The organism is Burkholderia sp. PAMC 26561 (genome assembly GCF_001557535.2).
In the GTDB taxonomy this organism is placed as follows: domain Bacteria; phylum Pseudomonadota; class Gammaproteobacteria; order Burkholderiales; family Burkholderiaceae; genus Caballeronia.
This window is the reverse complement of sequence record NZ_CP014308.1, coordinates 168,482-181,381: the sequence shown is the minus strand read 5'-3', so window position 1 is coordinate 181,381 and position 12,900 is coordinate 168,482. Positions and strand designations below refer to the sequence as shown.

10 protein-coding genes are annotated in these 12,900 nt (G+C 55.5%); 3 read left to right on the top strand and 7 right to left on the bottom strand.

Features of this window, described 5'->3' with window-relative positions; all coding sequences use genetic code 11:
* Window positions 1–290 precede the first annotated feature (290 nt).
* Genes AXG89_RS23775 through AXG89_RS23755 form a run of 5 tightly spaced genes read right to left on the bottom strand, consistent with a single transcriptional unit; the run spans window position 291 to window position 4,830 of the window.
* A complete protein-coding gene (locus AXG89_RS23775) occupies window positions 291–1,394 on the bottom strand; it encodes a Gfo/Idh/MocA family protein (protein ID WP_082771586.1) in 1,104 nt (367 codons plus the stop codon).
* 53 nt (window positions 1,395–1,447) lie between these two features.
* The gene (locus tag AXG89_RS23770) at window positions 1,448–2,821 is read right to left on the bottom strand and encodes an NAD-dependent succinate-semialdehyde dehydrogenase (RefSeq protein ID WP_062172911.1); all 1,374 of its coding nucleotides are present in this window, start codon (window positions 2,819–2,821) and stop codon (window positions 1,448–1,450) included.
* Window positions 2,818–3,237: a (R)-mandelonitrile lyase gene (locus tag AXG89_RS23765; protein ID WP_062172910.1), complete on the bottom strand. Its 420-nt coding sequence runs from the start codon at window positions 3,235–3,237 to the stop codon at window positions 2,818–2,820. The genes AXG89_RS23770 and AXG89_RS23765 overlap by 4 nt, the downstream gene beginning before the upstream one ends.
* Before the next feature lie 14 nt (window positions 3,238–3,251).
* On the bottom strand, window positions 3,252–3,947 hold the full coding sequence (locus tag AXG89_RS23760; RefSeq protein ID WP_062172908.1) for a hypothetical protein: 696 nt from the start codon (window positions 3,945–3,947) through the stop codon (window positions 3,252–3,254).
* A 7-nt stretch (window positions 3,948–3,954) separates the two neighbouring features.
* Window positions 3,955–4,830 carry an alpha/beta fold hydrolase gene (locus AXG89_RS23755; RefSeq protein ID WP_236873536.1) on the bottom strand — a complete coding sequence of 292 codons (876 nt, stop codon included), beginning with the start codon at window positions 4,828–4,830 and terminating at the stop codon, window positions 3,955–3,957.
* Between the two features lie 118 nt (window positions 4,831–4,948).
* Here AXG89_RS23755 and AXG89_RS23750 point away from each other — a divergent pair, with 118 nt between their 5' ends.
* The gene (locus AXG89_RS23750; RefSeq protein WP_335671983.1) at window positions 4,949–5,890 is read left to right on the top strand and encodes a LysR family transcriptional regulator; all 942 of its coding nucleotides are present in this window, start codon (window positions 4,949–4,951) and stop codon (window positions 5,888–5,890) included.
* 1,547 nt (window positions 5,891–7,437) lie between these two features.
* Here the strand turns inward: AXG89_RS23750 and AXG89_RS23745 are convergent.
* Together AXG89_RS23745 and AXG89_RS23740 are read right to left on the bottom strand one after the other, a co-directional pair.
* A complete protein-coding gene (locus AXG89_RS23745) occupies window positions 7,438–8,451 on the bottom strand; it encodes an IS110 family transposase (RefSeq protein WP_062172902.1) in 1,014 nt (337 codons plus the stop codon).
* Window positions 8,452–8,717: 266 nt separating this feature from the next.
* Entirely contained in the window at window positions 8,718–9,737 is a 1,020-nt protein-coding gene (locus AXG89_RS23740; protein ID WP_062172906.1) for an IS110 family transposase, read from the bottom strand.
* Between the two features lie 589 nt (window positions 9,738–10,326).
* Here AXG89_RS23740 and AXG89_RS23735 point away from each other — a divergent pair.
* Window positions 10,327–11,346, top strand: coding sequence for an IS110 family transposase (locus AXG89_RS23735; RefSeq protein ID WP_062172904.1), 1,020 nt, complete (start codon window positions 10,327–10,329; stop codon window positions 11,344–11,346).
* A 268-nt stretch (window positions 11,347–11,614) separates the two neighbouring features.
* Entirely contained in the window at window positions 11,615–12,628 is a 1,014-nt protein-coding gene (locus AXG89_RS23730; RefSeq protein ID WP_062172902.1) for an IS110 family transposase, read from the top strand.
* Window positions 12,629–12,900 lie beyond the last annotated feature (272 nt).

The window sequence follows — 12,900 nt, the reverse complement described above, 5'->3', positions numbered from 1 at the left end:
TGCTGCCCACATCTCCAAGCAACTACAGAGATGTCCGTATTGCTGTATTGCGCCACCTTGTTTTATGACACAGTAGTACTAGGACGCTATTGGTCGATTCGGGAACGGGAGCGCGGGCTTGCGACCGCGCTCGCGCGGATGTCGCACACGTCTCGGCGGGCGGTACAGCGTCGCTGCACGGTCTGGTCTCGTCAATAGATTATGTGGAGATTCATAGGCGCGGCGCATCCTCTTGGAGACGTGCCGCCCCGCCGCGGTACACGTGCGGGTGCGTGTCAGTCGTGTCGCCTTCAGTAACAGGGCCAGTCGGACGCAGAGACGCGAGAACCACTCTGTGATGCGGCCATCACGTCCTTTATCAACCGCGTTACGCGAACTGCATGGTCGAAGTCGGGTGCAGTTCGGGTGCCGCTTGTGATGTCGTCGCGCAGCGCCATGTATACGCCAGCGACGTTGACGGCAGACTCTGGGGTAGCGACTGCTCCCGCGTCCACGGTTTGCTCCTCGTCATCGAGAAACAGGCGCAGCACGCCCGACTGAACGCCGCGAGGAGCGCCTCCGATGAGGACAAGTTTTCCTGTTTCGCCGATCACTTCGAAACGGAAGGCCGCCTGATCAGCAGGCCGGCCGCCTATCACCTCGATTGAAAGCGGCGCGCCACCGGCTAGCCGCGCTATAAGCGCAAGATGGTCGGGGGTCGTCCGGTGTTGCGGTGCGCCACCTGCGATTGCAATCTGCGGAAACTGGGTAGACGCTAGCGCGGTGATGTCAGTAAATTCTCCAAGCAAAGCAATTGCGAGATCGATTGTATGTGCGCCCTGGATACTGACCAGGGTGACGCCGTTCTCAGGGTTCTCCGCGAACGTCATCGCGTGCTCGATATGAGAACCGAACGCCACGGTCGACGACACGACGCGTGCGTTCAACACACGCCCGATTTTGCCCGCCATAATCATTTCTCGCGCGCGGACAGCCGCAGGGTTGGCGCGTAGCTGCAGGCCGATGGCAACATGAACTCCGGCCTTACGTGCGGCCTCAGCCATTTCTTCGGCCTCGGCGACGTTGCGGCCAAGCGGATACTCGCAGTAGACGTGCTTGCCCGCCGCGAGCGCGGCCAATACAAGATCGCGGTGCGAGGGAACGTTAACCGCAACTGCCACGATGTCAATTTCGGGATCGACGAACAATTCCTTCGGATCGTCATATCCCTTTGCTGCGCCGAACGCCTCAACCGCCATGTTTGCGGATGATTGTTTCCGAGTGACGACGGACCGGAGCTCGAGCCCGTCGAGTTGCTGGATGGCCGGGACGTGGGATATCCTGGCCCATCCACGCTCAGCGCTCGCGCCGACAATACCAGTCTGCAAGTTGCTGCTCACGAAAGTCTCCTTCATCGCTTGTAAGTCATAAGCCCCGCCCCAACGGCGTACCAAAATTTGCGGACCCGCTAAGTCGTCGTCACAGTGACCAGCTTTCTATTAACGAACTCCTGGATACCGAGATCGGAGAGCTCGCGTCCGTAGCCTGAATTTTTGACGCCACCGAAAGGCAGATCGGGAGCAGATATCACCGTGTCGTTAATGAACACCATGCCGGTATCCATCTGGGCCGCGATACGCTTGCCTCTCTCGATGTTGGTGGTAACAACGGAGCCGCCGAGTCCATAGGGAGAGTCGTTGGCAAGCTCTACCGCCTCGCCGTCGCTTGCCACCCTGAAGACCATCGCCACTGGCGCAAAGAACTCTTGTCTAAAGACGGGGTTATCCGGGCTGACGTCGACCAGCACCGTCGGAGCCAGGAAATATCCTGAGCGTTGCAGCCTATTGCCTCCTGAAAGCACCTTGGCGCCGCGCGCGACCGCGATGTTGATCTGCGCCAAGGCACGTTCGAGCGCAGATAAGCTGCATAGCGGCGCTAGCGACGTTTGGTCATCCATAGGATCGCCCGGAACATACGTTCCAAGCGTATCGCAAAAACGGCGAGTAAATGCGTCCGCTATGGCTTCGTGCAGGATAAAACGCTTTGAGCCGGCGCAGGCCTGGCCCATGTTGTTCATCCGTCCCTGTACAGCCAGACGCACTGCCTCGTCGATATCGGCGTCGTCAAGCACGATGAACGCGTCCGAACCACCTAGTTCCATCGTACTTTTCTTAAGCGCCTTCCCTGCCTCTGAAGCAACGGCAGCTCCAGCGCGCTCGCTGCCTGTAAGCGCGACGCCCTTCACCCTGCGATCAGCGATGGCATTCGCGCACTGCTCGTTCGAGATGAACACGTTTGAGTACGCGCCCGCTGGCGCCCCGGCCTCGCGGAGCAGCTCCTCGAACGCCAAGGCGCACTCAGGAACGCTAGGCGCGTGCTTCACAATGAGCGTGTTCCCGGCCATCAAGTTAGGGCCGGCAACACGCGCCAACTGGTAGTAGGGAAAGTTCCATGGCTCAATGCAAAATATCACGCCGATGGGTTTACTATGCACTACCGCTTCGCCCCGCTCGAGAACGAGCGGGCGTTCGGCGAGCATCGCCTCCCCGTTGTCCGCGTAGTAGCGTAGGATATCAGCGCAAAGAGCGATTTCCTCCCTGGCCTCGCGCAACAACTTGCCCATCTCCCGAGTGGCAATAACCGCGAAGTGGTCGATGCGATCGTTAAGTATCGTCGCGGCCCTTCGCAAAACCGCCCCGCGCTGCTCGTAGGAGCGACCCCGCCAGTCATTTTGGAATGCCAGCTCGGCTGAGGCCAAAACTGCTTCTAACTCGGCATCAGTGTGCTCAGGAAACGATCGGAGAACAGCTTCCGTAAATGGGTTGATTGACTGGTAGGTCATGAGTGCGTCTCCCGCGCCGCTTGTGCGTACACCTCGTCGGTGACAAGATCAAACCAGTCCGCCATGGTGCCGTCCGGACGTGCCCCCTGAATCGAGATATGGGTAAAAACCTGGTCCGGTCCTGCGCCATGCCAATGGCGCTCACCTGCGGCGATCGTGACGCTATCGCCCGGATTGAGTGTTTTCGCCGGTTCGCCAGCGAGTTGCACGCGCCCGGATCCCGATGTAGCGATGAGTATCTGACCGTACGGGTGGGTATGCCACGCAGTGCGCGCACCCGGGGCGAAGGTCGCCAGTACCACATGCAGCCGTTGCGGAGCTTCGCTCTCTGCAAGTGCGGTTGTCCACACCTGGCCGCTATACCATTCGGAGTTGACGGTCTGGCTTGGCACATCACCTGAGTAATTTAGTTTCATAGCTGTTCTCCTGTTTAGGTCTCGTTGCCTCGCTCACGTGCAATACGAGTCCAGTTTCGGAACTCGACCGCAAAGTGGTTCAGATGCTTGCTCAGTATCTGCTCCGGGACGGCCGACGGTAAAACAGTAGTAAATTTAAGGTTTAGCCCTTCTTCAATGTCGCGCGACTGACGCATGCTGAACCCCACCCTTACCCCATCGGCATCAAGGATTTCCATGCCGTAGTGCAATGCATAGCTGGGGTCCCAGGGAGCCGGATAAACGAAATCGTCAGGCAGCCCGCGGTAAAACACCCGCCAAGGCAATTCGGTCTCGCCAATGTTCTCGATCACTTCAACCTGATTCGATAGAGGATGGCTAACGAAATGTTCGGGATGGCCGGCACGCAATTCAGCTTCACGCTTGTTGGCCATTGCTTCGACATACCAATCCTGGAAAGAATGTGCACCGGGTCCAGGAACGATCAACTCCACGGAAGCGGTACGCCATTGGCCGGACGACGCCTGCACCCATTGACGGACCTGAGCGTGCATCGTGCGCAGGTCGTCGTCGAGCAAGGCTCGCATCGCCTCATTGCCCAGCTTGCGCTTCAAGTAAGCCAGTGCGTGCCGGGCGCGATTAAGTTCGGCATCCTGAATATCATTTTCGTTAAAGTGTCGCCCTTCGATGATAGCGGTCGCACGATTCTCATGGTCCGGAATGGGAGTCATATCGTACTCACGCGGGTTGCAAGAGGAAATTCAACAGCAGTTCGGTTAGCTTCTCCGGCCGCTCCTCTGCAAGATAATGGCCACACTCGTCGATCATCGCGCTGCGTAAGTTTTGCGCAAGCGGACGAATCTCGGACTCCAGATTGACACCGAAGCTTGCTGTTCCACCAATCGTGAGGACGGGCATGGGTAGCTTTGAGCTCGCATGTTCAAAGTTATGAATCTTGTCGATGCGGTGGGCTCTAAAATATTCGATACCGCCGTGCAATGCTCCAGGGGCGGCGAGGTGGCGCGAGTATTCCTCCAGCGCGTCGTGATCCAATGCCGTCGTGTCGTAGGCTTGTTGACGCATCATGTGAGCCACGAAAAGCGATTCTTGCCCGGTAATAAGTGCCTCGGCTAATCCATTCGGCGCTTCAAAAAGCGGCAAATGAAACATGCGCGGATTTTTGTCGGCATCGAACAGGGCCTCCAGGCCAAAGCCGGCAAGCGCGGCCTCGGTCAGCACCAATCGCTTGACCTCCGCCGGAAAACGACTCGCGTAAGCATAGGCGACCATCATTCCTACGTCGTGGCTGATGAGGTTGATAGGCCCAAGTTTGAGATGCTGCACCAGTCGATGTATATCCTCGGCTACCGTCCGCTTATCGTAGCCAGCGGAGGGCCGGTCGGAATCACCGCAGCCGCGAAGATCGGGCACGATAACGGTAAAGTGCTCCGCTAGCGCCGGAATGACTTTGCGCCAATAATATGATGTCATTGGAAAGCCATGAAGCAGCACCAGCGGATCCCCAGCACCCGCCAGGGTGTAGTGAATCCGAATGCCATTCAATTCCACCCGATGGTGACTTCCTGGCATCTTTGGAAAAAAAACAGTTGTCATGTCTTTATCCTCTGATAGTTAGCGGCGCTCGGTCCTGCGCGAATGGCTGCGAAACTTCACGTCCGCACAGGCTAGAACCTATGGTAGCGGCCTATCGCCCACTTGTGACCCCGGCAATTTGCTCAACGATATGGTGAAAAAAAGCTCATCTGTGACCATGCCTAATCTGCCGGCGCTCGAGGTTTTCCTTGCAGTGGCCCGGCATCAAAGCTTCCGTCGAGCCGCGAAAGAGCGAGGCGTCGGCCCGTCTGCGCTGAGCCACGCCGTTCGTAGCCTTGAAGAAACGCTCGACATGCGGCTGTTCAACAGGACCAACCGAAGCATTTGCTTGACTGAAGCGGGCGAGCATCTACTTCGGCGAGTGGCGCCAGCATTAGGTGAAATCGCAGAGGCGATCGAAGAGATTGGCCTGTTGAAAAGCCGACCAACTGGCACGCTGCGCCTCAACGTGCCTCGCAATGCGGCTGAGCTCGTCATTAAACCCGTAATGACTGAGTTCCTCGCAGCCTACCCTGGCATCACGCTCGAGGTCGTCACCGATGACGGGATCGTAGACATCGTGGGCAAAGGTTTCGATGCCGGAATTCGGGCGGCCCCGGATCTGAGCCAGGATATGATCTCCATCCCTGTGGGCCCCCGTTTGCGCTTTGCCGTAGTTGGCTCCCCGGGCTATTTCACTGGCCGCGACATGCCAGGAGCACCTCACGATCTGACCGGACATGCTTGCATCGGCCGACGCTATCCAAGTGGCGCGATATACCCGTGGGTTTTCGCGAAAGACTCCGAAGAGATCAAGATCGATGTGTCCGGGCCGCTGATCGCGGACGACCGGGCTCTGATCATTGCTGGTGCGCTCAGCGGCATTGGCCTGGCGCACATTCATGAGGCGCTGGTGGCAGACCAGCTCGCAAGAGGCGAACTGGTGCGCGTTCTAGAAGAATGGTGCCCGACCCTGCCAACATTTTTTCTCTATTATCCCGGCAGGCGGCAACTTCCCGCACCGCTGCGTGCCTTCATCGATATGTTTCGCAGCCGCGCATGGCCAGGTCATAACGTTTAACGCTGGTTGTAGCGTGTAATTGACGATCGCCAGGGATCAGCTATTACAAATCATAGACAGCGCATAACTCGCGAGGAGATGTCACGGCATCCGAGTGCAGTCAAAACCGGAGGCAGCGGTAGGCAACACGTTGGCAGCGAACGTGATGTTTGTACTTTGTAGAGAATCGCAGTGTTTCCGGCATTCCCCACATTTTTAGATCCCCGTTTGGCCTGCTCGTTCAGTTTCGGGTCGCCGTGCTCCAACCCTCGCACGCCATCCCCGACCACTCGATTAGGAAGCGTAACCCCAGCCCAGCGGCCGTTCCGGCAGAACACCTCGTCGGCGCGATCCAAAAGAGTCCACCACGTCGACATGGGAGCGTCTCTTTCGCGGACATTAATTTATCCACAGAGTGGACATTTTTTTGGTGATTTGGGGTCCCGCAGTTTGCTGCCTTTTTTTGCCTGAATCTTCTTATCTGGCGGGCGCTGACCGACACCTTTCGTAGACCGACATAATTTCGTCAACACTACGCGTATAAATCCGTCAACTCGCGGTTTTGGAGCTAAACTCCGTTTGTGCGCAGCGGGTTTTCCCTAAAGGGCTATTTGACGAAAGCGAATTACGGAGCCTCCTCTTCGACGCCTCGCCGTATGCTTCACAGGGTGATTGCGAAGCGCCATTCCCTCCTGCATGGCGTCGGATTCAACTTAGGAACGGGCATCACGCCACAAAAAATTACTGGTATTGACGCAGCATCTTCGATAGCCTCCACAGCTAATCGATTACTTAGTTATACAAATTAACGAATAACATTGGTCTCGGATACGGACTTCGTGGGATGCTCGAGCCGTCCTTCCGCAAAGAAAATATGGGATACAGGTAGGCCAAAAAATTAGAAGTCATCTGTTTAAGCATAGTGGTTGCTCTTCATACCGTAGCGTGACCGTTCGGCATTTCTGCATCCTGCGCGTAGGAAAATGCCGCCAGCAGCTTCCTGATTTAGGCCTCTTGAGCACCAACTTTTAATATGAAGCGATCCCGGTCCTCACCGGGCTCGTCAGGCCAGATACGCGATAACTGCATCGAGATAGCTTCGCAACTTCGGTAGGGATTCGAATTCTTCTCATCGTTTGACTTCGGGATTTGGGATGAACGCCAATTGACAGATTTATGTCGCACTGATGTGAATTGACAAAATCATGTCGGCCCGAGTGGGCATAAATCGGTCTACATGGACGCCCCCCTTTGCGCCAGGTCTTTCAGTGCGTGACGGACAGGATGGGCTGCAGTTCTACATTCATACATGGACTCCCGCCTATGAGCAAGATCGGTTTGCATTTTGAGGGTCACGACTGCGTCCGTACATTCGGCTTCTGATGTGCTTACTGCCGCACGAGCCATCATGGAAATCTGCGCGCTTGCTCCTCATCGGCCTTCTGGCTTCGTACTGCAGCCGTCGGATATATCAGGATCTGCAAGCGCCGGTCCGACCGGTTCGCCATGCTTGCCGCTTCTTGCGCAATCGCGGAAGAAATGAAACAGTACTCGATATCTGAAGCCTGCTATGCAGCCCTGAAACAGCCGTTGCCCGTCAATATGGCCCAAGCGATGCGCGCCGTCTTGTTCGCCAGGGCGATCGCCGCGATGCTCACGTGACGGCGTTGCATAACGGATTTGATCCACTGGCTGTGACTGTCATTGCGCCGACTCACGAAGTGCATTACCGCGCGGGCACCCTGTACAAGCAAAGTTCTTAGATAAGTGTCGCCGCGCTTTGTGATACCGCCTAATCGCGTTTTGCCTCCACTCGATCTTTGCATCGGCGTTAGCCCCAGCCAGGCTGCGAACTGTCTCCCATTCTTGAACTGCGAGGGATCGCCCACACTGCTCACGAGCGCAGTCGCAATAACCGGCCCAATTCCCGGAACTGTAGCGAGCCGCTGGCAGGCCTCATTGCTTTTGAATATCTCCGCTATCTCGGTGGCAAGTTCGTCGAGCCATTGCTGCAATGCCTTCAGTTGCTCAAGGTACATTGATCCAAGCCGTCTTAGCAAAGTGGTGATGCCGGAATCGGGGTCGTTGACCAGCGCCATCACCCCCTTTTTTAACTGCGGAAGACCAATCGGGAAGATCACACCCTCTTCGGCAAACATGCTTCGGATCTGATTGGACTTGGCAGTACGCTCCAGGACCAGTCGTTGGCGCATGCGATGCACCGATTGCAGCGACTGCTGTTCCGCGCTTTTTATCGCGACAAAGTGGATGCCCGCACGAGTGACTGCTGCACAGATCGCAGCCGCGTCATTCGCATCGTTTTTGCCGCCGATGAGGAATGGCTTTACGTACTGCGTTGGTAGCAACCGGACCGTATGACCTAAGGCAGTCAATTCACGAGCCCAAAAATGCGATCCGTGGCAGGCCTCGATGCCAATCAGACCAGATTCGAGTTTTGCGAAGAACTTCAGCACGTCACTTCGGCGAAGCTTTCGCTGAATGACCACTTTCCCGTGGCGATCAACGCCGTGAATCTGAAACACGTTTTTTGCGATGTCTAGACCGATGGTAAGCGTAGGCATTGACGTTCTCCCAGGAGTTGGTGCGGTCAGTGTCGCCCCGGAGGGGGCGGGAGTCCATACCATCAGCCTTATTGCAGCCTGCTTCGCTGCGGGCCCCTATGAAATCCGCGGATTCACGCCTCATTCAACTCACGAGCTCAGTGGCTCAGACAAATTTTCAGGCTTGGTGAATCCCAGGTCCGACCTGCTCTGTCATTACACTCAAATACCGCCGCAACTTTGGACACTCCATCCTTTCCTACAGCATCGTGCCTTTAAACTTGGTGTCAGATGGGTCGAACGCTCTTGTGACCTTTCTGATAAGGCTTTTGATGGGCGAGCACTGCCCATATAATTCGAGCCAATTTGTTTGCCATGGCTACTATGACGACATTTAGTGGACGCCGTAGTTTCATCTGTTCCACCCACGCCCCGGGCTCTTTGACATGATAGATAACGCTTCGAGCGCCATGCACGAGTAATGTTCTGAGATAGGTATCGCCTCGCTTACTTATGCCGAGTAACGCTACCTTGCCTCCGGAGCCGCTCTGCGCGGGAACAAGACCAAGCCACGCCGCGAACTCCCTGCCGGACTTGAACGTTCCTGCGTCGCCCATCGTTGCAACCGCCGCCGTCGCGCTAAGCAATCCGACGCCCGGGATGGCTGCAATCGCCTTGACGGCCTCATTGTTCTTCATCCATTCATTTAAACGCCGTTCAATCTGCGCGACTTGCCGATCGATCTCATCAACCCCGTTCCACTGCTCACGAAGCGTATCGATCAACATCACAGGCAACCGATCTGATAGTCGGGCGAAAACTCCGATTATGCCTTTCTCTAAAGCAGCGCGGCCAGTGCCAATGACTTCGCCGTACTCGGTGAGCAAGCCTCGCAGACTATTGATCTGCATCGTTCGAAATTTGATGAGCTGCTGACGCATCCTATGCAATGCTAGGACAGCTTGTTGAGACTCTGTCTTTATTGCCACAGGCTTGCTTTGCATCTGAGTCGCCATCCATATGGCACGTGCGTCGGCAGCATCGCTTTTGTTTGCAATATTGAACGCTTTCACGAACTTTGCAGGCATTAACTTTACCTGGTGACCCATCTGGACCAGTTGCCGCGCCCAATGTTGTGACCCGCTGCACGACTCCATTCCTATCAGACAAGGCGAGCGGTTAGCAAAATATTCGAGAAAAGCGGCTCGCTTTATCGGTCGATTCACGACCTCGCCCGTCTGAGGATCAACCCAGTGAACTTGCATCACGTTCTTTGCGATATCCACACCAACGACGGTATGTGTCATGACGGATCCCCTTTGATTAACCGGCGAAGCTAATATGATCTACCCTATTTTGCATTTCTGTTGCGGCAGTGCCATTAACGTCAAACACCACGTTAGGTGGGGAGCGTCCATATCATTCAACTCGCGGTTTTGGAGCTAAATTCCGTTTGTGCGCAGGGGGTTTTCCCTAAAGGGCTATTTGACGAAAGCGAATTACGGAGCCTCCTCTTCGACGCCTCGCCGTATGCTTCACAGGGTGATTGCGAAGCGCCATTCCCTCCTGCATGGCGTCGGATTCAACTTAGGAACGGGCATCACGCCACAAAAAATTACTGGTATTGACGCAGCATCTTCGATAGCCTCCACAGCTAATCGATTACTTAGTTATACTAATTAATAAATAACATTGGTCTCGGATACGGACTTCGTGGGATGCTCGAGCCGTCCTTCTGCAAAGAAAATATGCCTCTTTTGAATTTGTAGTGGAATGATATGAACGGCCTCCGCCCATCGGTCAGGACGCACGCGAGGCGCCTCACGGGCCAATGGCATCAAACTGCCTAAATTGGGAGATCATGAAGATCTTCGTAGACAAACCGGAGGGTCCAAAATGCAACATACGATCGTGGGTGTAGACATCGCAAAGAACGTCATCCAGCTGCATTGGGTCGACCTTGACACCGGTGAAATCGTGAACAAACCGGTCAAGCGCGCAGCGTTTCTCGAACACTTCGCGAATCGCTTACCGTGTCGGATTGGGATGGAAGCTTGCGGCGGTGCGCAACATTGGGCACGGCGACTCGTCGAAATGGGTCACGAGGTAAAGCTGATGCCTGCTAAATTCGTCAAGGCTTTCAATACTGGAAACAAAAATGACGCTGCCGACGCGCGCGCTATCTGGATGGCAACGCAAATGCCCAGCAAAGCAGTTGCAGTGAAGACCGAAGCCCAGCAAGCTGTTCTGGCGCTGCACCGAATGAGACAGCAACTCGTGAAATTCCGCACGATGCAAATCAATAGCCTTCGTGGTTTGCTGACTGAATACGGTGAAGTGATGGGCCAGGGGCGCACGGCGCTGGACAAGGCGATACCAAGCGTGCTCGAACGGTTGGTTGATAGGCTACCTGCGATCCTGATCGACACGCTGCGTGAACAATGGAATGGGCTGATAACTCTGGATAAGCAAATTGTCGAAATTGAACGACGCCTGCAGGCGTGGATGAAAGAGGATAAAGCGTGCAAGGCAATATCTGCCATACCAGGCGTTGGCTTGCTGACCGCGACAGCTGCAGTCGCAACGATGGGTGACGCGAAAGCCTTCAAATCGGGACGAGAGTTTGCTGCGTGGCTTGGTCTGGTTCCGGGGCAAACCGGATCGGGTGGCAAGGTACAGCTATTGGGTATCAGTAAAAGAGGGGACACCTATGTGCGCACCTTGCTAATTCACGGCGCCCGCAGTGTGCTATTTCACGCAAAGGAGCCTGGTAGATGGATCGAAGAAATGAAAAAGCGGCGACCATTGAACGTTGTGACAGTCGCACTCGCCAACAAGATGGCGAGAACGATCTGGGCAATATTGGCGCATGATACCCCTTACCGAAAAGATCACCTGAGCGTGAAGCCAGCTTGAATAGCTGGTGTTGTTAAAGCAGTACCAACAAGACAGGATGCCTCATCGAAAGGTTGCGTTGGCTATCAAATGTGATGACGAACCAGGTTGGACCGGGATCCGCTAAGCCTGAAAACCCACATGAGCCTTGAGCTCGTGAGTGGAATGAGGCGCGGGTCAGCGGCTTTCATAGGGACCCGCAGCTAAACAGGCTGCAACAAGGTTGATGGTATGGACTCCCGCCCCCTCCGGGGCGACACTGACCGCACCAACTCCTGGGAGAACGTCAATGCCTACGCTTACCATCGGTCTAGACATCGCAAAAAACGTGTTTCAGATTCACGGCGTTGATCGCCACGGGAAAGTGGTCATTCAGCGAAAGCTTCGCCGAAGTGACGTGCTGAAGTTCTTCGCAAAACTCGAATCTGGTCTGATTGGCATCGAGGCCTGCCACGGATCGCATTTTTGGGCTCGTGAATTGACTGCCTTAGGTCATACGGTCCGGTTGCTACCAACGCAGTACGTAAAGCCATTCCTCATCGGCGGCAAAAACGATGCGAATGACGCGGCTGCGATCTGTGCAGCAGTCACTCGTGCGGGCATCCACTTTGTCGCGATAAAAAGCGCGGAACAGCAGTCGCTGCAATCGGTGCATCGCATGCGCCAACGACTGGTCCTGGAGCGTACTGCCAAGTCCAATCAGATCCGAAGCATGTTTGCCGAAGAGGGTGTGATCTTCCCGATTGGTCTTCCGCAGTTAAAAAAGGGGGTGATGGCGCTGGTCAACGACCCCGATTCCGGCATCACCACTTTGCTAAGACGGCTTGGATCAATGTACCTTGAGCAACTGAAGGCATTGCAGCAATGGCTCGACGAACTTGCCACCGAGATAGCGGAGATATTCAAAAGCAATGAGGCCTGCCAGCGGCTCGCTACAGTTCCGGGAATTGGGCCGGTTATTGCGACTGCGCTCGTGAGCAGTGTGGGCGATCCCTCGCAGTTCAAGAATGGGAGACAGTTCGCAGCCTGGCTGGGGCTAACGCCGATGCAAAGATCGAGTGGAGGCAAAACGCGATTAGGCGGTATCACAAAGCGCGGCGACACTTATCTAAGAACTTTGCTTGTACAGGGTGCCCGCGCGGTAATGCACTTCGTGAGTCGGCGCAATGACAGTCACAGCCAGTGGATCAAATCCGTTATGCAACGCCGTCACGTGAGCATCGCGGCGATCGCCCTGGCGAACAAGACGGCGCGCATCGCTTGGGCCATATTGACGGGCAACGGCTGTTTCAGGGCTGCATAGCAGGCTTCAGATATCGAGTACTGTTTCATTTCTTCCGCGATTGCGCAAGAAGCGGCAAGCATGGCGAACCGGTCGGACCGGCGCTTGCAGATCCTGATATATCCGACGGCTGCAGTACGAAGCCAGAAGGCCGATGAGGAGCAAGCGCGCAGATTTCCATGATGGCTCGTGCGGCAGTAAGCACATCAGAAGCCGAATGTACGGACGCAGTCGTGACCCTCAAAATGCAAACCGATCTTGCTCATAGGCGGGAGTCCATGTACGAATATAGA